Source organism: Cedecea davisae (genome assembly GCF_044095835.1).
Taxonomy (GTDB): Bacteria; Pseudomonadota; Gammaproteobacteria; order Enterobacterales; family Enterobacteriaceae; genus Cedecea; species Cedecea davisae.
The window spans coordinates 2,883,288-2,906,452 of record NZ_CP172054.1; the positions used below are offsets into that span (position 1 = coordinate 2,883,288).

A 23,165-nucleotide genomic window follows, 5' to 3' on the forward strand; every position below is an offset into this window, starting at 1 on the left:
CCTATTTACGATGAGAAAAAAGTGCAAGCAGCACTCTACGAATATGCGGAACACGCACTATTCTTGCCCTTAGTCGGTAACAGGCTCGCCAAATCAGAGTGCCTGCCATATCCAGCAATAGCATTGGCGTCAGAGGGGTTGATTGCCCGTGGACCCGGTGGTGAAGCCGCAGCCAGCGGCGTTGGGTATAAATGCTGAATAACCCGCGCAGCGGGTAGCTACGCCAGTATTTTGGCCAACGAAAACCCAGCTGACGTGGGCTGTAAGGAATGAAATTAGCCAGGTAATATCTTTCCGAGCAGTCGAGCAGAGCAGCTGTGTGGGAAAAATTGCCCTCAAAAACCGTAACTCCCCTGGCTTTGGCAATCGCGTGGATCCAGTAGTATTGCTCGGAGACATAGCGCCACGCGCTCCAGAGACCTGCGATGCCCGTAGGATGGAACAGGTCATCGTGGTGGGCCAGAGGTGCGGCAAAAAAGGAGCGCACATCTGCCGTTTTACCGGCCAGCATGATATCGCCTGGATGAAACAGAATCGGAATACTCCCTCGCGCATCGCGGGCGTACAGATTCAAGTTGATAACTCTGGACTGGAAAACCGTGTAGCGGCCGTCACGATCAAGGCCATCCAGTGCCAGCACGCGGCTGGTCAATAACCTGACAAGCTTGCGTGAATACAGGTAGCTGTCGATACGCATCTTGATTGCCAGCGGACGCGTAGCCGCAGCAAGCCCGGTGCGGCTTGAGATCAATTGCCTATTCACATTGGTGACATATTTTCCGCCACGGTCGTAACCCACAACCGGGCCAGGATCATCGCTTAAGACCAGGATGATGTTCTGCCCGGCCAGTTGGGCCTGCAGTTGAGCATCACGCTCAGGGCTGGTTTTCCAGCCAGATACAATGAGTTCGGCGAGAGGGAATGTCCGCCGCGTTCGCAGAATGTATTTCCAGGTAGTCCGGGGCAGCTCCCCCGCATCACCCAGCGGCCCTTGCAAAACAATACTTAAGCTTTGCATTACTTCCTCCTGCGGACCAGGCGTAGGAGCGGCCTTAACACTTTTCTGGCCTGCTCGCCATAAACCAGGCTAGTTGCGAGAACCAGCGCCTGCAGTCGGAACAGCGGGGGCCTGCCGTGCGTAACAAATGCCTGCTTTTCTTCCCAGGCCTGCTTGCTACCCGCTAAATCGCCACCAGACAGCACGAGCCAGAGTGGCTGCTCGAGGCATCGAGCCTGAAGAATGTAACGACTTAGCGCTGGTTCTATATTTTCAGGCGGCGTAAACCAGCCATCCTGATGCAGAATAACCACGGTCTGAACACCATTAGCATGAAGCTTTTCATAAACCGGCGAGGCCTCATTATTAAGCGTGAACCACAGGCAAGTAACGTCTGCCAGGGCAGGAAGTTCAGGCAGCGTGTTCACTCCATTCAGCCAGTCAATGACCTCTCCCTCAGTACCAGTTACCACGCGGATATCAGCCTTTTTCATGGCTAACCCCCGAGTTATTCGTATGCGATACTTCATTACAGGAAATAAGCAGACGCCATAATTCGAACAACGGAAGGCGAATGGCGGTGTGGCTACAGCCATACTTGAGCCAAACGGCACTGACCAGGCTGCCAAAAGCCCGACGCAGCGGCCCCGCGAATACCGGTTTGCCGTCATCAGATAAAAAAAGCGAACTAAAGGGGTTGTTGTAAAGCTGCCGGCTTAGAGATGGATGGCGTAACCAGTTGATTTTTTTGCGCGCGTTACCGGCGATGCCATCCAGTACCGACTGGAGGTACTCTTTGTCCTGCGGAATAGCAGCTTCACAAAGCACAAGGCTATGCCAATCATCAACAAGATTTGTGGTATCGCCTTTCGCTGCCCATAACAGGCGAGCAATAAGGATATATCGCCGTACCCCAATTAAAGATTTGCTCTGGCGTACCAGGCTATCGTCACCGATATAACGGTGTGCGAACTCGGATAAACGCGCCACGGCCGTTGCCTGAGAGATACCAAGATGAGGGCGACGCGGAAAACCCCATAGTTCCTGTGGGGCACGCTGGAGTGTGACTCGCCCGTTCTTTTTCATGCACAAAGTCCGACCAAGACAATGAAAAACGCTGCGATAAAAATTACTCGAGGTCAGGCTATAGGGATTAATACGAGAAGGAATCCCTTCGGCGGCGGCGCACAAACCCTGCTCGACATCTTCGTATTCCTGCCAGTAGAGGTCTTCATTTTGTGGAAGATGCGCCCAGACGGATTTTTTGCAGAGATATAAACTGCCAGTTAAATATTCACGCCCAAAGCTGGCACGTTCAGGATGCCTGTATGACTGACGCATCGACTCAAATAAGCGTCGATTTTTTCGCTCCACGCGGCCTGCGCGGAAGTTTATATCCGGCAGCACAGTAGCAACATCCGTGTCCGAGTAGCGCCGGGGTACGGCCTGCCATTTATCGGCAAACCAGAAGGACTGAAAACCGACAAACGGGTAATCATCTCCGAACTGCTGAACCGCCTGATAAAAGTTAAGCGGCAGTAAAACCCGGTCATGCAAAATGCAAAGATTCGGGTAATGAGCTTCCTGAGCCAGCACGTTTTTTTTGCGGGTGATATGCACCGGCGGAGCAGAAATATCCTCACCAACGATGCGCACCTGTGACCAGTAGAGGAAATCCTCTCTCGGGCGGCCACAGAGGATAATCTCGAATTGCGGGACATTCAGCGCCAGTATTCTTGCCACGCAGTCATTTAACAAAGCCGGGTCGCCGTTGCCGGTTGGAATGCAGAAACTCCATGCATCCAGCCCACGGTCGGCCTCGGCCATGAGCGTGCCTGTCTTAGTAAAAGAACGTACGCCAGAGGACGTTCTCGCCGTCTCACAAAATGTATCGCGGTAGTAGGAACGCGAGAGGATCTCCGCCACTTCGTCGGACGCTTGTAAATAGAGCGTTTTGCCGACAGGCAGGCGGTGTGCAGCATCCCAGAGAAGCTGGGGCCCGAGAGGAGAACTATCGAAATACGACAGCACAATGTCGCCTTCAGGCGCAACGTCCAGCCTGTCCAGCGCGGACATTCTACGTGCAGGCAAGCTGCTTCCGGCAAAGGTAATAACCGTCGTATTATCCGGGTCGGCAACCTTCAGGCTTGCGGGATCAAACAAGCTATAGCAGCCCGGATATTTCAGGGCATGGATATGTGCAAGAGCGATGATGTTCATGCGGCAACCCGGCCGCTATTCAGCGCTTTATTCAGTACATGACTATTAATAAAGGTAGCGAGATCGGCCGGCGTACCCAGGCCATACATTCCCGCGCCAATTTGGCAGGTATCGATGCGGGTAAACCCCTCCTGATAAAGATGGGTATAAACCGGCGCGACGTAAAATTCACCCATGCTGCGCTCGTCACGCTCGATCATTTCTTGTGCCAGACGGCAGAAATCGCTCCCACGGCGGAAGTTATAAATACCCACGGTAGCCTCGTCAGAAACCACTTCTTTTTCTACGACTTTGCAGACCCGATTTTGCGTATCCCGCAGAACGTAAGACCATTTGGGGTCGGCGGCAGTAAAGGTCATAATCAGGCCGTCTAACTGCCGTTCCTCCATGGCGCTTAAATAGCTATCAATATCAACGTCAACCCACTGGTCTGAATTTGCCACCATCAAAGGGTCGTCGTTATTAATAAGTGAGGAAGCAGCCAGTACCGAACAAGCGGCGCCCTCCGTCACGCCAGAAAGACCAATAACTTCGCAGCCGGGGGCAATAGCCTGCAAACGACGATAAAAATCATAGCGATCGAGATGCGTCTGCTGGCAAATGAAGATAAATCGATGTGGGCGAGAAGGTCTTAAATTACGGATAACCAATTCAACCATCGGCAATCCACCTACCGGGATAAAAGGCTTAGGATCGGTAAAACCAGCCTGCGCAAAACGGCTTCCAAGGCCTGCCATTGGGATAACGATATTAAGCATCAGACTTTCTCATCAAGGTATTTGTCATTCAGCGCGCCCGGGTGTTTCACCACCACGGTCACGCAGTCTTCTATAGCTTCGAAAGAGGAGGAAACACCCGGCGATAATGTCAGTATGTCCCCCGCGACCATCTCCATTCCGGCCATGCGAGCGCGCCCGGAAATAAGTAAAGTGACCTCTGTTGCCACTTTGTGATGATGGGAGGCGCCCACATAGCCTGCAGCAAAATGCTGCATTGCGACTTCAACATCCGGAGTGCTATGGGCTACAGGAGTAAAAGCCCCCACGAACCAGCCCCCGGTCATTTTCTCCAGCCGGTCATGTTTAACGCCGCCAGGCAGCGAAAGTGGCGACGCAACGGTCTCCATATGTGTTGTCATTTTTTACTCCGTAATAACGTTGAACCCACACTCGGGGATCCATCGCACTGAAAACGCATGTCCTGGCTAAAACTAAGGCAGCCGCGATGACGCCAATACTCCTCACGCAACTCATTTCTGTGTAGCCGTGCAATACGCACAAGGCTCCACGTGAGGTTTGCGTCGTTATGGCGTCCAAGCCAGTTTTCAGCCATTGCCTGGAAGCGGTCGAGAGCGGTTTGATCATGAGTCTGGCTAAACACCATCAATTCGGTCACCGCCCGATCAAAGAGCAAGCGGTCGGGCTGAGACCAGGGATTCATCACCTCCAACAGCGCGGTGGAATCCATCATTTCAAAAGATTCGGCATCTCTAAGCTGTGAGGCGGTGCTTAGGCCTGTAGCCATAAAAACAATCACAGTCAGGCTTAGCAGAGCCACGGCAGAGGTCAGCGCCACGCGCAGGCCGAATCCCGCAAAAAAAGAAGATGACGCCGCCGGGCGCACCACCCGAACGGGCAAAGCCAGCCAAACGAGAACCACCAGCAGGACGGCATGAATAGCGGACTGATACAGAGGAAACTCACTCATGGTATGGGCGATAAGCGGTAAGATAATGGCACCACGGGAGGCAACTTTTCGCCCGGCAAGCCCATCAGAGGTTCCGCTGCAGGCTAAGCGTCGCCAGCAGCTCGTCAAGAGGCGCTGGAACGGCATAAAGCCAACACAAAGCCACGCAAACAGGCCTATCACCGCAACAATCCCGCCTTCGAACCAGGCGTAAAGGATTTCGTTATGCGGGTGGCTTACCGTCAGCGGAAAGGGATTATTCACGCCATTTTGGGACAGGATTTTCGGGAACAGAACCTCGAAACTCCCCAACCCTTCGCCAGCGAAAATATAGTGACGCTCCATTGTCGTAGTGGCCTGCATCATCACGAACCGCTCGTTATTGGAGTGAGCACGGTTCCACTTCAGGCGAGCCTGGTAATCAACCGGTTGTGTATTGGTGGCTTCTGCATCAGCGGCCTGCCGCATCGACTGCAACGTGGGGAAAAGTAACGAGCCGGTAATTACGCCTGCGATCAGCCATATTCCGACGTGACGCACGGCATTGGTGTTGAGCAGCAGCAAAACAACCACCGCCAGTACCGAGGCTACCTGCATTGCACGGGATTGCGTCAGAATGACCCCGGCGCTCAGCAATAACGTACTCAGACCATTTAAAATATGCAGATAGCGTTTACGCTTTAGGCTTCCGGTACCCAACAAGACCGAGCAGGCCAAAGCTGTAGCGACAAAAGAGCCAAGCTGATTAGCCTGACTCAGGCTGCCCGCCGGGCGGCTGGCCATAAGATTGATGTCATAACCCATCCAGACCTGAGCCGAAGCGGGAAACAGAAGCTGCCAGACGCTCAGGCCAACCTGAATCAGGCCGGCAAAGACGATCGTCGCGTAGATACGGCGGCGCAAATCGCCGCGAGCCGGAACCTGTAAAAGAAGGCATAAAAAAACGGCCATCCCCCACAATCCGGCAACCCTGTCATAGGCATTCGAACGAAAAGTTTCTGAGGTCCACATTAGGGGCAGGCTCATCAGCAGCGCACCGGTAAATACCAGCTTTGCCACTTGTCCGCCCTGAAGACGACGGCGCAATAATGTCGTGCAAAGGCCCAGGCCGCACAGGCCAACCCAAATCCAGGTAATCAAATTTATCGTTAGCAGCAATCCCGTTCCCGGCAAAGTTGGCCAGGGAATAATTAATAAAACGCTCAATAGCAGGGCAAGCATTCCCACTATGGCGCAATCCGGAATCGCCCTTTTAAAGTAGCGAGAGAAGGCTCGCAAAGGTAAATACATCATTTAAAGTCAGCCTTTCGTTTAGCGATATCCGTCTGCATATGCTCCAAATCTAGCTCTCCGGCAAAGGTGATGTCTCGCAGATAGCGGGCGACATCCTCGAGCAGCCGCGCGGTCTCAGGGTCGCTAAGCCATAATGGCTTCGCCGCTTTGAGTACTCGCTCCTGGAGATGCACTATCCCGCCGCCGTAGTTGATAACGGCATTTTCCAGCACGCCAAGTCGATACATCGGATCGTCGAGCTGGTTTTCGTTAACCGACCTTTTTGTTCGCATCATTATCTGTACGCCTTTCTCATCGTTATTCGGCCAGAATGAGCTCTATCCCGGTGGGCACGCCCCCCCCCTCACAACCAAACGAGCTCTATAGTCTGGTTATGCGGTACTCAAGCACGGTAAAGGGCTGAACGTCGGTTGGCAGAGGCAGCTGGCCATAGACAGATTTAGCCAACGCATAGGCTGTAACGGAGCCACCGGCTCCCAATAGAGGTAATGCATTGCGAATCACAGCAGGCATTTCATCTTCAGAAGAGAGGATTAAAGAGGGCACCTCGCTGACCACCCGGCCACCGAGAATCTGCTCGCGCAGGGCAAGTTTTACCGGAGCATTTTTATCGTCTACCGGTTTCCCCTTTTTCAGCACCAGAAAAGTCATGCCGTTTTTTTCGAGCGCGGGAGTTCGACCATTAAGTTTTTTTATAATGCTCTCTTTGCCGGCCTTCATTTCTTCATCCACGGCGATTTGAATCAGGCTGCTAAAACTCTGCCAGGCGGATTCAGCCTGTTCGGGGTTCAGGCTTTGACGTGAGTCCAGACCATCTCGCAGCCCCCTGTCCAGCCAGACTGAGTCAACCTTTATTCCTAATGCCGTCCAGCTATCAAGCCGCCTCTGAATGCCAGAGGTCAGCGATAGCCCTGCAACATAGGCCATTTTTTGATCGTCAGAAACCGGAGGCTGCGCGTTCTCTTCCGCCGCGGCCTTGAGGGCGTCCTGTGCCTTTTGCAGCTCAGATAGCTTGCTATTTAAATCACGACGTTCCTGATACAACTTATCCAGATCGTCCTGCAGCCGGTGGTTCTGAGCCTCCAGCACCATACCGCTCACGCCATATTCGGACAGGGGTCTCGCATCCGTATGCTGTTCCGGCTTAACGCTCTCTTTAGTCGCGGAAGCGGGTTCAGCGCTTTTAACATCATTCTTAGCTATATGCGCCGTTGAGGCGGCGCACCATGCAAGAGACGGGAATAACAATGCGGCGGCTAGGCCTGCAACACGCAAACCTGGATATAATTTATTTTTAAACATGGCATTAACTCAAATAATTTTTATCAAAAAAAATCAAACCAATATTATTGTGAAGATCACTTTCAATTATTAAAAGCACCGCGCTTCCTGCACATCAGCCAGCCACAATTAATACTTCGATACAAAGCCAAGCAGCATTTGAATAATTATTTACTCGACAATGTAAAAACCAAAAACAGAAGAGCACCCTGTATTAACTATGTCTACCTTCCGCATAAGCGAGAAATGATAATGTTGTCACATATACTCTGCCAGCAACGTTCCGGTAACCGAAAAAGAAGCTTCCTGCAAATCAACTGCCGGGTCTTTTGCTAATAAAACCTCGAACTTTGGCGGATTATCAGGATCTAAAATTTTAAATTCAGTACCCAATTCATAGGGCATACTGTCTTTAAGAATTTTAGCCCATAATCCAGGCGCACTGGTCTGCATCGCACTTTTATCCGAGGGTGCCACCGAAGCGGTAGTAAACGACATAATAATCGTATTGCTTGACGTTGCGCTTCCGCAGTCAAGTTTAAACTCTATCGGCTTTATATAGATGCCGCTATCCACCTTTGAAATGCCGACATTTTTAAAATCGACGATAATCTGGTTGCCATTATCTATGGAGCAAGCAATCATCTCATGCAACCGTCCCTTAAAGGTAAAGTCCTTGGTATCACCCATTTGAGTTGCATGACTAAAAATGGGCAACACAGCTGTGGCAACTAAAAAAGCTTGCATCACTGATTTAATTCGCCCCCAATTCTCACTGTTCATCACTTTTATATGCCCCATTTATTAGAGGAAGTTCAGCGTCAACGTTGCCGTAGCGCTGAAAGTTGCGCCACTGACAAAACTCTTGCCGTTGCCAATTTGAACCAGTTCAACTTCCAGTTTTGGCCCTGAAGGTTGTGTAATATCAACGGCAAAATCTTCACCTATGTTTTGAGAAACTGAATTTACCAGTAGGCGAATCGCCAGATCCTTACTTACCGTCCCTTTGCTATCATCAACAACCTGCATGAGCTTAGCTCCCTGGTAATCAACCGTTCCTTTACCCGGGGTTAATACCATATTTGTAGCGCCAAAATAATCTTCAGAACAATCCATTACGGCATCAAGTTCCTTGGGGGCAACATCTTTAAGCGTATTACTGCCGCTCATTGCGCTGTAGTACACTTCACCAAAATCTATCGGCGTGAGCCTTTCTTTAAATTTGCATGTTCCCGATGCAGTAATCGTCCCTCTCATATTCATAGTCATTTTATATTCCTCCCCGGGGACACCCATATCTGCCGCTGTCGGGGGAATGATAGACATTGACAAACAGGTCATTGTCAGTAATTGGCATAAGCCTCTGCGCAAACAGTTTTTTTGTTTTCTAATAATCATAATATTTCCTGTATGCAGAGGCCCCGCTATCACAAACAATACGCTCTGCTTATCAATAAAATAGGCTACGGATAGTTTATTTCGAAAGTTGCCGTGCCAATAAAAGGGCCAAGTAAAATACTTTCATTTTTTAAAGCGTCAGGCTCTGCCTGAATGTACCCCTGTAAATTAATCTCGGTTTCGCCATCGCTAAGTTCAAAAACTGGGCTCAGTTTATTAAAGGGGACGGGCTGACCCTCACGGGTTTCAATGCCAAAAGCAATACCGTGCGTGTCTCCGTCGTCGGGCACCATTAGCCCCGGCAGCACGCCTTCGCTCCCGGTAAATGCCACCATAGCCGTATTTCCCAGACTGGTGTCACAATCAACGAGCTTAATGATAAACGGTATTCCCGAAGTACGTCCGTTAATATAAAGATACTTGCTCACAACACTTTTAAAATCCAGAGGGATAAGTTCACTCTCCGGGGATAATGAACAAGGTTCGGTAACTAACTCACCTTTTATCTCAACATTATCCGCTGCTAATGCAGTATTCGTTATCGCCATCGCCATCGCCATCGCCAGCAGAAAAAAGCATAGTGAGCCATTTTTCACCGCTGCGACCGTGCGCCCAGCTTGTTTCAACGCGCAGGAAAGATATTTTTGCCCATTCATCGTGCCCGGCCTCAGTCATAACTCAGTTGAAAATTCACCACTGCCCGGAAATGCCCCGTCAATAAAGGTGCCGATGTTCTCTCGGGCGTGATGGTAAATTCCAGCGTATTATCACCAACGCTCAAAAACTGCGGTGAGATTCTATGCCCCAACTCAATTTCATGATGTTTTACATCACTGATTCTTAGCCCAATTCCATCCAGACCAGCCACCTGGATCAGGTCGCTGTGACTCACGTGGCCAGCATCAAATGAAAGCGTCAGCACCGGCTGAAAAGGATCCCAGGTATGCTCGTCAGTTTGCCAGTCCTGTTCATCTCCGCGCATGCGAATGCAATCGTGCAACACAACGGTAAAATGAGTCGGCTCACCGGTATCCCCGGGATGAATCAGCCCGGCAGTAGAAACCGTACCGAGCTCAACATCCTGCCAGATGGACTTCATATCCAAAGAGCAAGCGCCTTCCAGCAACCTTCCCTCCACGGCTAACTCGCCGTGCGCACCTTCCACTTCCCAGTTATCAGGTAATGAGGCCGAAGCCTGGAAAAACGCCCCCCCCGCAAACATCAACGCTGCCGCTAAGCCACGAGAGGAAATCACTCCATTTTTTCGCCGCACCGCCCTACTTTTCTCTGTTTTGTGCATGTTTATATTGCTCAATGTTACCGTCTTGCTCACGCCAATCGCCGAGAGCTAACGCGCTGCTTCAGCCCAAAACTAATTTACCCGGCTAGCGAGCTTTTCACGCTACAAACGCTCCCGGCGCAGCCAAACGCAAGGCGCGGGTGACCCCCGTAATCATTGATATAGGTCAGTACTGGGGAGTTCCCCATAGCTTTAGCGCTGCCCGTTAATGTGACGTCCGCCTTAGGGCTAAGCATCACGGGGATAAAACCAGCCACTTGATTGCCTGTCGCAGAAGGTGAAACGGCCGTTAATGTGACGAAATAAGGGGTTGGATTATGAACAACATACTTATCTCCCTGACGCGTAAGCGTTATCTGCTCCCAGGGCTTACTGTTCTGATCCAGATGGATAGCAGCCGGGCGATAAAAGAGTTTCACTCGCGTCTGCAAAGCTATCTGCAATGAGTTGGCCTTGGTGGACTTAGGCGGGATTTCCCGGACGTTGAAATAGAAAACGCTTTCTTTGTCCTGCGGCAGCTGTTCCATATCCGAGGCAACCTGCACCTTAATTTGCCCTTTAGCGCCGGGCTCCACACGCTGCAAAGGAGGCAAAGCCAGCAGCGGCTTCTGAATTTTGTTCCCCTGCTCATCCTCGACCCATGTCTGAGCCAGATAAGGAAGCGCCTTATTTTTATTGGTAACGGTCAAGGTAACGGACCTGGCTTCACCGTCCAGAATCACACGGGTTCGGTCCAGACTAATAGCCGCGCCAGCCCCCTGAGATGCCAGCAAGGTTGAAAGCATTAATGTTACCGTTGTCACCTGGATAGCGGTGAACTTTGCTGATATGCGTTTTACATTAACCATGGCGTACTCTATTTCTCCGAGTTAAAACTTTTTATCGGCCAGCCCTTCTCGGGCTGGCCATTATCAAACATTAAATTCTGCTGACGCCCCATTAACGCTTTGACGGAACGTTCGTCGGACTAACTTTTATGTATTACCGGCAAGCAAGGCAGCAACAGACTTCCCTCCGGGATGGCCGACGGCAGCGTAAATCCACACTGTTCTGCCCCGTTCCATTTCACGACCATCCGCTCATCAGGGTTCATCCCTGACAGCCAGACGTTTCCTTCTTCACTGACCATCCCGGTCTGATCGCTATTTGCATTCATCACAACAGAACCGAAAGGCGGGGAGCTGCCGTCGACAAGACGAATAACCGCCATGCCCTTTTGCCCTTCAATAATGCCGAACTTGCGGTAACCAATAGCCCCTTCAGTTAAGGTTCCTTCAACCACCGAGCGCGTCGCCTCAACGTTATTACCAAGTTCGTTCAGATCGACGTTAAGGCTGTTGCGGTAATAACTGCTGACATCGCTGACAACCGCTTTACCAAACATGTTGGTATAAGTTGACGAGCCCACACCACGAACCGGCACATTGCTGGCGCCACCGGTGTCCACCATCATTCGTGTTCCCCCCGGCATACCGCTGCGATGCAGCGCGACCCCATTAGCAGTACCGGTCACCCCTCCCTTCATCGATACCGCCAGGGAGGTGTAGTTGTTACGTTCATAACTCGCCGAAGCATTGATTTCAGCCAGGCTCGCCTGGTGGGATAAATAGCCACTTACTCTTTTACTTTTATCCTGGCCCACGCCTGCCGAAATTCGATAGTTATCCCGCTCGCCTATACGGTCGCTGTACCCCAGGTTATGGCTGCTGCCGCCGCCTCGTTCGGCCTGAGTGTCGTAACTCAACGAACCGCTCTCACCCCACGGCACGGAAATACTGACATACATACCATCGTCATTAATGCCGTCTTTCTTCGTACGGAACGCTGAAAAGTTCACGCTTGCATTTTTGAACTTCCAAAAATCAAAGTAACGAGAAACCGATAAGGTATAAGTGTCGCTGGGAGATCGATCCCAATAGGTCTGATGCCCGTAGTTCAGATAGGCGGTCATATTCAGCGCGCGGATTTGCTGGTTGAAATTCAGGGTATAAAATTCCTTACTATTGCCGCCGCTATAGCTGTTCTGATATCTCTCATTAAGGTACTGAGACATACTGCGGAAGTTACGCTCGGAAAAGCGGTAGCCCGCAAATGTCACCTGGCTGTCCGTGGCATCAAAACGTTTGGAGTAACTTAGGCGGTATGAGCCCCCCTGAAGGGTATTGCCGTTTGGGTATTTAGCCCGTGACTGGGTGATATCAAAAGACATAGCACCGAACTCCAGCAGGTCACGACCTATGCCCACCGCAAGCGCATTATAATCCCCGGCGGCAAGCAGACCGCCAAAGGCTGACCAGCCGTTGCTGATCCCCATAGAAAACTCGCCGGTAGCAAATCCCTGCCCCTGCCCATGGTGCCCATAATTAGAGGGTTTGCCGCTGGCAAATTTGTAGCGGATAACGCCAGGGCGCGTCAGGTAGGGAATGGTCGCCGTATCTAACTCGAAGGTCTGGACGCTACCATCCGACTCCTGGATTTTCACATCAAGCTTACCGCTAACGGTATTATTCAAATCCTGAATACGGAACGGACCAGCAGCCACGGTGGTTTCGTAAATAACCCGCCCACTCTGGCTAATGGTGACTCTTGCATTCGTTTTTGCCACGCCGGTCACTTCAGGCGCATAGCCACGCAGGTTAGGGGGCAACATACCGTCATCGGAAACCAGGCTTGCGCCGGTATAGCGAAAGCTATCAAACATACCGGAGTTAAGATAATTCTCACCCAGCATAAGCTGCGCCCGTAATGCTTTAATCGCGCGGTACATGTAATAGCGGTTCCATGTCCAGTTCCGCTCGACGCCACCGTCCCCCGAGCCATGGTTATATTCTGCCTGCCAGTCCGCACGCAGCCGCCATGGCCCGAAGTTTGCTCCCGCTACCCCGTTACCGGAGAGGGAACGACTCTCGCTGCCTGATTCCCCCTGCTGTTTAATGTCCTGGCCATTCAGGCTGTAGTCGAAAAGCAGACCCGCAACGCCTTCATCCCAGCGAGCCGGGGGATCCCAGTTCTCTGCGGTATATTCTTGATAGGCTTGCGGAATGTTTACATGCAACACCCCGGCCCCCATATCGCCCTCAATGGTCATTCCTGGCAGTGAGGCCGGGTTGAGACATTCATTGTGGTGCCACCAGGTTAGCTGCCCTTCAGCATCGTGCTTGAGGTTCAATATCGGCACGATTTCTGGCGTCAGGCAGGCAAGGCTGCCGTTTGCGTCATCATCGGGAACTAAAAAACGCACGGCCTGTTCCGGCAGCGAACTGGTGTTGATTTGCAAAGCCAGGCTATAGGTTCCGGGCATAACATAGCCAGCCTGGGAAAATTGGCTCAAATCAATCTGTGAACGGTCTTTGAGATCCAGAACTTCGGTATTGAATTGAATAGGCTCGACCGCATGGGCTGGCAACCCCAACTGCCCGAGACTCAACGCCAGCAAAATATTTAATACCAGCGGGCGCAGGCGGTTTCTCTTCGAAGAAAGGGGCAATTCAGACATATACGTTTCCACCAAAAGAGGTGTTCGCCTAAAGAATGACATACCGGCACCTCCTCAATAGTAATCGAGCTTAAATCGAATAGTGGTACGGTAGTCCCCCGAACGTAAACGTTCGTGGTTGCCGGCCAGGTTCAGGGTAAAATTCAGGTTCATATCCCCGGTCTGTAGATCCCGGAGAGCCATGGGATACCCCGGCTGGGCAACGGCACCGCGCTCATCGGTAATTCTCAAGCCAATCCCTTCAGCCCGGCCCTGAACGCCAAATAACCCGTCATTGGTTACCGGACCGTCAAACGTCACCTGAAAGGTGCTCCAGTCGGGTAAGGCAGGGTTCTGGTGATGTAACGTGCAGTCTGACAAATGGATGCTGAAAGGGACGCCAGTTCCAAATCCGTCACGGATAATTTGCCCGACGGGCAACGGCGGCATCTCGATATGCTGGTACAGGCTGGCCATATCAATGGCACATGCGGTGTCTATGATGCTGCCCTGCATGGTGACAATGCCATGCTCCTTGACTTCGGCCGCCGCGGCACCTGAGATAAATGCCCCTCCGACCAAAGCCACCGCAGCGAGCAGATAAAGCATCTTCATCGCCTTTAAGGTTCTATCAGACATGCTGCGAATACTCTTATAGGGGGCTCTCTGACCGACTTTCAAACCCCCGGATATCAAATATTCTGGGGGTTTGAAAAGTAACCTTGCTCTACACGGACAGCGTCAGTAGCAGAACCAGGCCGCCATTTTTTACTTGTAGTTCATCACGAAGTTAGCGGTCGCGGAGAACGCACCGGTGGCAACAGTCGTGGTACCACCCTGGGCATAAGCCTGGAATGCCAGCTCATTTTCACCGTCATTCAGCGCAATAGCTGTTGCTGGTTTGTTAGGCTCAACAATAACGCCGCCTGCCTGGGTGATAACAACGCCAACGGTACCCGCGGCAACACCTGTAGTAGCAAACGTTTTGTCCAGACCTTCACCCTGATCGCCAGCAGGACCGTTAAAGGTAACCTCGGCGTTAGAACCAATTTTGGCATCGCAATCTTCAAGTTTGATGCTGAAGTCACGCGGGGTAGATTTACCGCCAGAGAGCAACTGATGACGAGCGATAGAACCTAAAGAAACGGTCTGATCCAGGCTGTCAGGATTGATAGAACAAGCGGCTTCGATAACGGTCCCTTCAAAAGTAATTTTACCGTGTCCCTGGTCTGCAGCATTAGCGCCAGCAATCATTGCGGAAGACATAGCCATCGCAAGAACAATTTTCTTCATATTCATTTTTATTTCCTGTTTTACCGATATTTTATCTACGGAGATATTTATCCATCTCCTGTGGAGATCCGGCAAATAAAAGAATCCAAACCGAGACGGTTGAATAATTAAGAACAGTGACATCTACAGCTTTTAAAAATATCAGAAATGTCAGAGTCAAACTAAAACAACCAGGGCTAATCCCGATAAACAAGAAATTCTCTTAGGTGCCAAAGCAGACGTATTCTCAACCTTAAGAACCATTCAGTCAAATAAAGCCAAAAAACGCACAAAAATACCATAACAGCATGTTTTTAAAGGGGTTAACAAAGATGAAATACCCTTTACCCATTCATTTTTAAGATAAGTAAGGTCAAGCCACGGTAATATCCATCACCAAAAGGCCATATTCAACATCAATATCCGGTTTATAACACTGAAATTGATACATAAAAAAGCATATAAAACCAAAATACAAAAATAACCCAAAATTTGTCACCAATAAAGACGACAAAGACAACCATATCGCAACAAAAAAAGGATAAATCCCATGCGCCATATGGCGATCATGAGACTAATATAAGACAATGAAATTTATATAAAAAATAGAGAAAGGGACAAAGTTAAAGCCACTTATGTCATAAACATGTAACCAGGGTGTGACGGTTATATATAAACAACATTCATGAAGCAATAAAAATATAATTAACCCCAAAGGAAATAAAGAGTTCATCTTTACAATATAATAAAATAGCAAGGTAATGATTAGAATGCTATTGATTATTATTCCGTCGTATTGAGAAAGAAAAATTAGAATCAACGCTGAATAAAGCTTTATATTTCGTCCTTCCAAAAGCCACCAACAAGCATTCGGGCAAGATACCAGCCGCATTAATTTTTGATCTTCAAGGTGACAGCCGGCTTCTTGTTACTCACAAGCAGAAACGCCAGTCGTCACGCAGCAAGCAAAACCACTTCCATACAAGATGCAAAAGCAGCTTATCCAGAACGAGTTCAGCCCGGTCGGTTGACGAATTTGAACAGAAACACGAGATGAGAATCGGGTAGCTAAGCGCGTAACAGCCTCGTGTAGACGCAGCTAAAAAGGAGAGATTGAGCAATTGAAGCCGGGCCTCAGGAACAAAGCATATTGTTTGCTTTTGAGGCCCGTAATTGGAAAGCAGATGGTTAAAAACCAAGAAGGGGCATACGGCATGCCCCAATAGATTGTGTAAAACTTACTGCAGAGTCATTATTACAGTAGCCACGGCGGTAAAATCGCCCGTTGTCACCTCACCCACGGACACATTAGGGTCGCGGATAAGTTGAAACTCATATTCGGTATCTGTGGTCCCCTGCTCGAAACTCTCGTTAATCCGGGTAGTTGTATCGACCAGTGTACCGTTATAAAAAATGGCCACTCCGGTATTACTGGCTGTGGTTTTAACCAGCTCAACCCCATTTATCACAATGGGCTCAAATTCGAACCGCGTCACGACATCGACCCTGGAATCCCGGGTACACAGCACGGGAGCCTTGTACTTACTTCCCGCGCCTTTGCTCGGCGCCGTCGCAATATCTCTTCGCTCTGTGGTGCCCAGATAAACGTCCAGCGGAGTACCGTAGTTGATGTAGCACAAGGCTGGCGTATCGGGTAACGCATTGGCATCCGTGCATGTCCTGACCAAAGTACCAGGAGCCCCCCTCCAGTGAATGCCATTCGAGCCCATCAGAGTAAGGCAGGCATTAAAAGGGTAATTCAGCACCTTTTTCGCTACCCCCCCCCACCTGGGTACCTGATCCTCGATAGTTTTACTGGAGTCTAACGCTACAGCAGTAGCGGCATCAAGATGCTCAACGCTTTGGCCCATAGTGCATTCGCCAGGACCGCCGCTGGCATCACAGATCCACAGGCGCACAACGTAAGCATCTTTGACGGGGACGTATAATCCAGCCAGCAGATCCGTAAACGAAGAATAAAATGATACGCCCGTTCCAGCATTCATAAGCCACGGATCAGCACCAGTTGGAACACACGCATGACCCAGGTCAGTGGCCCCTGAGGTAGTCTTGATATTCGTACCTTGACCATCGCACCACTGGGCACCAGCTTCACCCGAAGAAACAAAAGTGACAACCCCTGGAAGCCCTTGCTGTAGGGCGAATGCAGCGTTACTTACAAAAAAAAGTCCGAAAAAAAACATGCCGGAAAGAACATAACTCAGCCCAGGGCCTGATTTGCGCCCACGAGATCCTCGCCCAAATAAATTTAAGCGTATAAACATAAATAAACCCCTTAATATTTCGGCCTGGTTCGTTTTAATACCAGCGGCTTCAGATGACGGGGTTAGACCAGAACGCTAAAAGAAGCCTCAATGACGCACGCCGATGGAAGTGGGCGTGATTTTCACATCAGACCTCCGGGGAGTCAAACGACGAGAAACATCACACAATATAGAGGTAACACAATGTTTTAATTGAATTTATATTAATTTTTGAAAGGTTTTCTGTTTACCACAAGATCTTGTAAAACCGTCGGGCAACAGAAAAATACTTCAAGACCCGTCAATCAGACCGTATTTACCGGTTTTATATTCTGCAAGGCTACGGTAATAAATATATCATTCCTAAAGAAAATATTATGATATGAAATCTTATAGTAAATGAGCTTAAAAAGTTAATTTAATGTGAAGGGTGGGCGAGCTAAATAACGGAAAGGCGAATGCGGGATAAAATAAAGCCGGATATTATCCGGCTTATTAATATTACATTTTATACCCGAGGGTAATTTGCGTACGTCTGTCGGTATGGTTTGGTGCCGTTGACGGAGGATCGGAGTTCCAGGTCACGTTATAGCCCACTTTCAGGCCAAAATGCTCGCTGATAGCCACGTCGAGAGCCGTTTCAGAGTTCACCGTAGTGTCGTCGCTGCCCAGCACCGAAACGCCCTGAATAAACTTAGCGTTGTCGGTCAGCTGCCAGTTATAAGTCGCAGACGCATAACCCAGCGCCTGAGTCTCGTGCTCGCCATCGGTAAATTCGTCATAACGAACGCCTGGACCGAATTCCACACGCAGGCTGTGAACCGGGCCGTTCAGCAACTGGCGACCATAACCCGCGGTAAAGACATCGCGCGCATGGTAGCCGTTGTAACGGTCGGTCAGCCAGCTTGCCTGACCAAATACATAGTCATAGTCGGTCATGTTGTAACGACCACGCCCGCCCGCCGAGTATTTCTCAGAAGAGCGCACGTCATTGGAAGAGGTGTTACTGGCGTTACCCCAAATTGACCACGCGGTAGCGGTGTTGTACCAGGTCATATTGGTGTTAGCAGTCAAGTTGGAACTTTTGGTGTTGCCTGCCTGCGCAAGATAGCCTGCATTCAAATTACCTTCGAAGGGTTTCTTCGCGGTAGTCGGGTCATCCATGACAGTAAATACTGAGTCATCTGCCACCGCAAAGTGGCTAAAGAACGCTCCACCGGTGAGTAAAAGTGCAACCGGTACTGTCTTTAAAAGCTTCATTTATTAATCCGCACAACACAAAAAAGAAACCATCAAGGTTCCGGAATCTTTCCCCGGAGGTCAAATCTGAGACCGCCCGGAAAGGTTACAAATTATAAAAACTCCCGATTAACATAGCAATGGATTCTTATTTCATTTTTTATCTAAGAGGGCTCTGAAAATACTTTTATTTTCATAAGGATACGAAGATTGTGGATTTAGCATAATCATTCGATAAATCATGATTTTAATTAACATTTAAGCCGCCGCTTCGGTGCTACGCTTTAGGACAATGGCTAAAAAAAGGAGCAGATATGACAGCTATCTACACATTAACGCTCGCCCCTTCTCTGGACAGCGCAACCGTCACTGACCAGATTTACCCTGAAGGAAAGCTTCGCTGCAGCTCGCCGGTCTTTGAGCCGGGCGGCGGCGGCATCAACGTTGCGCGCGCCATTGCGCACCTTGGCGGTCACGCAACGGCGATTTTTCCGGTCGGAGGAGCAACCGGGCAGCACCTCAGCGAATTATTGCTCGAGGAGAAAGTTGCCGTCGATACGGTCGAGTCCGGAGACTGGACGCGCCAGAATCTCCACGTTCATACCCAATCAACCGGCGAACAGTATCGCTTCGTGATGCCGGGTGCCGCATTAACCGATGATGAGTTTCATCGCCTGGAGGAAAAAGCGCTCTCCATCCGCAGCGGCGATATTCTGGTGATTAGCGGTAGCCTGCCGCCGGGCGTTGAGGTAGAAAAACTTTGCCGATTAGTGAAAGCCGCGCAGGATAAAGGGATCCGCTGCATCGTGGACAGCTCGGGCGAGGCGTTAAAAGCCACGCTTGCCCTTGGCAATATCGAACTGGTTAAGCCTAATCAGAAAGAGCTGAGCACCCTCGTTGGGCGCGAACTCACCCAGCCGGATGATGTGCGTAAAGCCGCACAGCAGATAGTAAACAGCGGCCAGGCGAAACGCGTTGTGGTTTCTCTTGGGCCGCAGGGCGCGCTGGGCGTGGACTCGCAGAACTGCGTGCATGTTGTGCCCCCGCCGGTAAAAAGCCAAAGCACCGTAGGCGCGGGAGACAGCATGGTCGGCGCCATGACGCTGAAGCTCGCTGAAAACGCTTCATTACTCGACATCGTGCGCTATGGCGTTGCGGCCGGGAGCGCTGCGACGCTAAATAAAGGCACCCGCCTTTGCTCGCTGGAAAATACGCAAAATATCTATCGCTACCTGAAAAGCTAATTTTCATCAGCATCATGCGGAGCCGCACAAGGCTCCGCATTCCAACAGCATGAACTATGCTAAACCTTCAGGATAACAATGGAGTGACTATGAGTGACGTAGAACGCTATGTGGTGACGGTAAAATTTGAGCAACAGGGGCTAACCGAAATCAACGAACTGAATAATCAGTTAACGCTCGGCGGCTTCACCCTCACCCTCACCGATGACGACGGGAAAGTGCATGAGCTCGGCCCCGGCAACTTTGGCCTGATCAGCACTTTAGACGAGCAGCAGGTTAAGGAACTCGCCAGAGGATTAGGCAACGTGGCGCTGGGTAAAGAGCCTGAGGTGGCCATCACCCGCTGGGAAATATGGCAGAAACAAAAGTCGTAAATTTTACTTAGTGCAGGCCGGGATTGTGCGTTAGCGCCTGTTTTGCCCCGGCAAACGGCGATAAGCTATTGATTGTAGTGTCTACCAGCTAACCTGGGGAGAAAAGTCATGTGGCAAGCCATCCGTCATTTATTAAGTGAGCAACTGGGTGAGGCCGAAATTGAGCGCCGCACCGAGCTACCCGGTGGAGAAATCCATGCGGCCTGGCGCATTCACTACGCCGGCCATGAGATTTTCGTCAAATGCGATGATCGCGAACTCCTGCCCATCTTTACCGCCGAAGCCGACCAGCTGGAGCTGCTCTCGCGCAGTACAACGGTGCGGGTGCCAAAAGTCTGGGGGCTGGGCAGCGACAGAGACTACAGTTTCCTGCTGCTGGAATACCTGCCCTGCAAACCGCTTGATGCCCACAATGCCTTTCTTCTCGGCCAGCAGCTGGCAAAACTTCACCAGTGGAGCGACCAGCCGCAGTTCGGCCTCGATTTTGACAACGATCTTTCCACCACCCCGCAGCCCAACGCCTGGCAGCGCCGCTGGTCAACCTTCTTCGCTGAACAGCGTATTGGCTGGCAGCTGGAAATGGCGGCGGAAAAAGGCATCGACTACGGCGATATTGACCTGATTGTCAACTTTGTTCAGCAGGCGCTGGCCTCTCATCAGCCCCAGCCTTCCCTGCTGCACGGCGACCTGTGGTCAGGAAACTGCGCCCTGGGTCCGAACGGGCCGTTTATTTACGATCCGGCCTGCTACTGGGGCGACAGAGAGTGTGACCTGGCGATGCTGCCGCTGCATAACGACCAGCCGCCGCAAATCTACGATGGCTATCAGTCGGTTTCACCGCTGCCGTCGGGCTTCCTCGAGCGCCAGCCCATCTACCAGCTCTATACTCTGCTGAACCGCGCTATTTTGTTCGGCGGCCAGCATCTGGTCACGGCGCAAAAAGCGCTTGAGCGGGTTTTAGCGGCGTAAAAGATGGCCACTCCTGCGCGGAGTGGCCGCCAGTCTTAAAGAAAGCCGAGCAGCTTAAAGCAGAAGTAACCGGCAACAATGACGATAACCGGCAACACGTAGAGCGGGAAAATTTGCAGCAGAATGGTGTGGTGAGGCACAACAATTTTCGCGTCCAGCTGCGCTTTATTCAATCCATCCTGCCCCTTAGCCTGCTCAAGAATCAGCTGATCCTGAACACCTTCACGCAGGTATTTTGCCTGGCGGCTCATACGTGCGCCGGAATCCTGTAGCGCCAGCCCGATGAAAATCAAAGCATAAATAAGCCAGAAAAACACGTTCGCCTGGGCGTGAAAGTCCGGCTGCGGCGAGTTGTACCAGAATAAATTCAGGAACGGCGTGTTAAAACGCATCATCTCAATCATCACATGGAAAAAGTCCAGCATCACGGCATCAATGCCGGGCTGTTTTTCGCTGTGTTGATACATAAACTTCAGAACCGAAATCACGGTAGAAAGCAGCGCCGGGATAAAAATCACCCATCCCGCAACCCGTTTCAAAATCGCAATGCGTCCAGCCTGTTGATACGTCATGCACTCCCCTTTTTTAGGACGTAACGTTATACCCACAAAGTCTACCCTGTATGGCGCTATTTCGCCTGAGCTTTGCGGGCGAAATTCGCAAAAGCGGTGGCTTCAGGTATTGTTTCCGGCTAAAGATACACAATCATTTATTCAAGACGAACGGAAAGGAGTCATTTTATGGCCGATACGCGCCAGATCCTCGCGGCAATTTTTGATATGGATGGGCTACTGATTGATTCGGAACCGCTTTGGGATCGTGCGGAACTGGATACCCTGCAAAGTATTGGCGTTGATATCACGCGCCGCAATGAGCTGCCGGACACCCTCGGGCTGCGCATCGATTTAGTGGTAGACCTTTGGTTCTCACGCCAGCCGTGGAGCGGGCCGTCAAAAGAAGAAGTCACCGCACTCGTTATCGAACGCGCCATCGCATTAGTCGATGAGCAGCGTCCGCTTTTGCCGGGCGTTGTAGAAGCGGTTAAACGCTGTAAAGCACTCGGTCTCAAAGTGGGCCTGGCCTCCGCCTCCCCGCTGCATATGCTGGAAAAAGTGCTGGAAATGTTCGACCTGCGCCAGTATTTCGACGCTATCGCCTCAGCCGAGCATCTTCCGTACAGCAAACCGCACCCGCAGGTTTACCTGGACGCGGCGGCAAAACTTGGCGTTGACCCGCTTTCATGCGTCACGCTGGAGGACTCGGTTAACGGCATGATTGCCACTAAAGCCGCACGCATGCGCTCGATAGTGGTTCCGGCTGAAGAAAATAGTGCGGACCCACGCTGGTGCCTTGCTGATGCAAAACTCTCCTCTCTGGTCGAGCTGAACGAGAAACACCTCAAAGGCTAAGCCTCAGGGCGGCTCAGGCCGCCCGTTTTGCTGACAAAATGTTACAGCGTCACCTCTTCCGAACACTGTACAAAAACCCTATACTGGATGAATCGACAGTTTTTATTCGGGTTGTATCATGACGGCGGAAGGCCACCTGCTTTTTTCTATTGCCTGTGCAGTATTTGCCAAAAACGCCGAGCTTACGCCTGTACTTGCCCAGGGCGACTGGTGGCACATTGTGCCGTCTGCGATCCTGACCTGCCTGCTCCCCGATATCGACCACCCCAAATCCTTTCTTGGCCAGCGGCTGAAGTGGATCTCTAAGCCCGTGGCGCGCATGTGCGGGCATCGAGGCTTCACCCACAGCCTGTTCGCCGTCTTTGCCGGGCTGGCGCTGTGTTACCTGAAAGTGCCGGAAAAGTGGGTTATCCCGGCCGATGCTATCCAGGGCATGGTGCTGGGTTACCTGAGCCACATTATCGCCGACATGCTGACGCCCGCCGGAGTGCCACTGCTCTGGCCATGCCGCTGGCGCTTTCGCTTTCCCGTCGTCAGGCCGCAAAAAGGCAACCAGCTGGAGCGCGTACTCTGCATGGCGCTGTTTGGCTTCGCGGTGTGGATGCCGCAGAACATGCCCGAAAACGGTGCGGTGCGCTGGTCCTCACAAATGATAAATTCCTTACAGATGAGCTTTTATAGCTTGTTAAATCACCAGGTCGAGCGTTAATTAACCCCAAAACATCATTTGGTAATAATCAATTC

General features: G+C 51.0%; 24 protein-coding genes. 5 read left to right on the forward strand and 19 right to left on the reverse strand.

Annotated features, from left to right (window positions below; translation table 11 throughout):
* Position 1: 1 nt before the first annotated feature.
* The 18 genes from ACG1VR_RS13775 to ACG1VR_RS13860 all read right to left on the reverse strand — a co-directional run bounded on the left by ACG1VR_RS13775 (position 2) and on the right by ACG1VR_RS13860 (position 18,446).
* Positions 2 to 1,018 (reverse strand): WavE lipopolysaccharide synthesis family protein, encoded by a 1,017-nt coding sequence (locus tag ACG1VR_RS13775; RefSeq protein ID WP_395489073.1) that lies wholly within the window; start codon positions 1,016 to 1,018, stop codon positions 2 to 4.
* Positions 1,018 to 1,491, reverse strand: a complete 474-nt coding sequence (locus ACG1VR_RS13780) for a hypothetical protein (RefSeq protein WP_395489074.1) — start codon at positions 1,489 to 1,491, stop codon at positions 1,018 to 1,020. The genes ACG1VR_RS13775 and ACG1VR_RS13780 overlap by 1 nt, the downstream gene beginning before the upstream one ends.
* Positions 1,478 to 3,217: a hypothetical protein gene (locus ACG1VR_RS13785; RefSeq protein ID WP_395489075.1), complete on the reverse strand. Its 1,740-nt coding sequence runs from the start codon at positions 3,215 to 3,217 to the stop codon at positions 1,478 to 1,480. Before ACG1VR_RS13785 ends, ACG1VR_RS13780 begins: the two co-directional genes overlap by 14 nt.
* Positions 3,214 to 3,975, reverse strand: a complete 762-nt coding sequence (locus tag ACG1VR_RS13790; protein WP_395489076.1) for a glycosyltransferase family 2 protein — start codon at positions 3,973 to 3,975, stop codon at positions 3,214 to 3,216. The genes ACG1VR_RS13785 and ACG1VR_RS13790 overlap by 4 nt, the downstream gene beginning before the upstream one ends.
* Complete coding sequence (locus ACG1VR_RS13795; RefSeq protein ID WP_395489077.1) at positions 3,975 to 4,355, reverse strand: hypothetical protein; 381 nt, start codon at positions 4,353 to 4,355, stop codon at positions 3,975 to 3,977. The genes ACG1VR_RS13790 and ACG1VR_RS13795 overlap by 1 nt, the downstream gene beginning before the upstream one ends.
* Positions 4,352 to 6,196, reverse strand: a complete 1,845-nt coding sequence (locus tag ACG1VR_RS13800; RefSeq protein ID WP_395489078.1) for a Wzy polymerase domain-containing protein — start codon at positions 6,194 to 6,196, stop codon at positions 4,352 to 4,354. The genes ACG1VR_RS13795 and ACG1VR_RS13800 overlap by 4 nt, the downstream gene beginning before the upstream one ends.
* Entirely contained in the window at positions 6,193 to 6,471 is a 279-nt protein-coding gene (locus tag ACG1VR_RS13805) for a hypothetical protein (RefSeq protein WP_016536020.1), read from the reverse strand. Before ACG1VR_RS13805 ends, ACG1VR_RS13800 begins: the two co-directional genes overlap by 4 nt.
* An 85-nt stretch (positions 6,472 to 6,556) precedes the next feature.
* Entirely contained in the window at positions 6,557 to 7,498 is a 942-nt protein-coding gene (locus tag ACG1VR_RS13810; protein ID WP_395489079.1) for a hypothetical protein, read from the reverse strand.
* Positions 7,499 to 7,735: 237 nt separating this feature from the next.
* A complete protein-coding gene (locus tag ACG1VR_RS13815; RefSeq protein ID WP_395491112.1) occupies positions 7,736 to 8,260 on the reverse strand; it encodes a fimbrial protein in 525 nt (174 codons plus the stop codon).
* 21 nt (positions 8,261 to 8,281) lie between these two features.
* A complete protein-coding gene (locus ACG1VR_RS13820; RefSeq protein WP_395489080.1) occupies positions 8,282 to 8,746 on the reverse strand; it encodes a fimbrial protein in 465 nt (154 codons plus the stop codon).
* Between the two features lie 194 nt (positions 8,747 to 8,940).
* Positions 8,941 to 9,531 carry a fimbrial protein gene (locus tag ACG1VR_RS13825; RefSeq protein WP_395489081.1) on the reverse strand — a complete coding sequence of 197 codons (591 nt, stop codon included), beginning with the start codon at positions 9,529 to 9,531 and terminating at the stop codon, positions 8,941 to 8,943.
* Between the two features lie 11 nt (positions 9,532 to 9,542).
* Entirely contained in the window at positions 9,543 to 10,208 is a 666-nt protein-coding gene (locus tag ACG1VR_RS13830; RefSeq protein ID WP_395489082.1) for a fimbrial protein, read from the reverse strand.
* 44 nt (positions 10,209 to 10,252) lie between these two features.
* The gene (locus ACG1VR_RS13835) at positions 10,253 to 11,023 is read right to left on the reverse strand and encodes a fimbria/pilus periplasmic chaperone (protein WP_395489083.1); all 771 of its coding nucleotides are present in this window, start codon (positions 11,021 to 11,023) and stop codon (positions 10,253 to 10,255) included.
* Between the two features lie 119 nt (positions 11,024 to 11,142).
* Complete coding sequence (locus tag ACG1VR_RS13840) at positions 11,143 to 13,671, reverse strand: outer membrane usher protein (protein ID WP_395489084.1); 2,529 nt, start codon at positions 13,669 to 13,671, stop codon at positions 11,143 to 11,145.
* Positions 13,672 to 13,725: 54 nt separating this feature from the next.
* Entirely contained in the window at positions 13,726 to 14,289 is a 564-nt protein-coding gene (locus ACG1VR_RS13845) for a fimbrial protein (protein WP_016536012.1), read from the reverse strand.
* 129 nt (positions 14,290 to 14,418) lie between these two features.
* Positions 14,419 to 14,949: a fimbrial protein gene (locus ACG1VR_RS13850; protein WP_016536011.1), complete on the reverse strand. Its 531-nt coding sequence runs from the start codon at positions 14,947 to 14,949 to the stop codon at positions 14,419 to 14,421.
* 1,211 nt (positions 14,950 to 16,160) lie between these two features.
* Entirely contained in the window at positions 16,161 to 17,207 is a 1,047-nt protein-coding gene (locus ACG1VR_RS13855) for a hypothetical protein (RefSeq protein ID WP_395489085.1), read from the reverse strand.
* Between the two features lie 480 nt (positions 17,208 to 17,687).
* Entirely contained in the window at positions 17,688 to 18,446 is a 759-nt protein-coding gene (locus ACG1VR_RS13860) for a YdiY family protein (protein WP_016536006.1), read from the reverse strand.
* Between the two features lie 293 nt (positions 18,447 to 18,739).
* Between ACG1VR_RS13860 and pfkB the strand changes: the two genes are divergently transcribed.
* From pfkB to ACG1VR_RS13875, 3 genes are all read left to right on the forward strand, one after another.
* Positions 18,740 to 19,669 carry a 6-phosphofructokinase II gene (pfkB, locus tag ACG1VR_RS13865; protein ID WP_395489086.1) on the forward strand — a complete coding sequence of 310 codons (930 nt, stop codon included), beginning with the start codon at positions 18,740 to 18,742 and terminating at the stop codon, positions 19,667 to 19,669.
* A gap of 89 nt (positions 19,670 to 19,758) precedes the next feature.
* On the forward strand, positions 19,759 to 20,043 hold the full coding sequence (gene ghoS, locus ACG1VR_RS13870) for a type V toxin-antitoxin system endoribonuclease antitoxin GhoS (protein WP_395489087.1): 285 nt from the start codon (positions 19,759 to 19,761) through the stop codon (positions 20,041 to 20,043).
* A gap of 108 nt (positions 20,044 to 20,151) precedes the next feature.
* Positions 20,152 to 21,012 (forward strand): fructosamine kinase family protein, encoded by an 861-nt coding sequence (locus tag ACG1VR_RS13875; RefSeq protein ID WP_395489088.1) that lies wholly within the window; start codon positions 20,152 to 20,154, stop codon positions 21,010 to 21,012.
* 35 nt (positions 21,013 to 21,047) lie between these two features.
* Here the strand turns inward: ACG1VR_RS13875 and ACG1VR_RS13880 are convergent, their stop codons facing one another.
* On the reverse strand, positions 21,048 to 21,584 hold the full coding sequence (locus tag ACG1VR_RS13880; RefSeq protein ID WP_395489089.1) for a YniB family protein: 537 nt from the start codon (positions 21,582 to 21,584) through the stop codon (positions 21,048 to 21,050).
* Positions 21,585 to 21,752: 168 nt separating this feature from the next.
* On the opposite strand from ACG1VR_RS13880, the gene hxpB reads away from it, so the two are divergent.
* Together hxpB and ACG1VR_RS13890 are read left to right on the forward strand one after the other, a co-directional pair.
* On the forward strand, positions 21,753 to 22,421 hold the full coding sequence (gene hxpB, locus ACG1VR_RS13885; protein ID WP_172570216.1) for a hexitol phosphatase HxpB: 669 nt from the start codon (positions 21,753 to 21,755) through the stop codon (positions 22,419 to 22,421).
* A gap of 118 nt (positions 22,422 to 22,539) precedes the next feature.
* Positions 22,540 to 23,130, forward strand: coding sequence for a metal-dependent hydrolase (locus tag ACG1VR_RS13890; protein WP_395489090.1), 591 nt, complete (start codon positions 22,540 to 22,542; stop codon positions 23,128 to 23,130).
* The last annotated feature ends 35 nt before the right edge of the window (positions 23,131 to 23,165 follow it).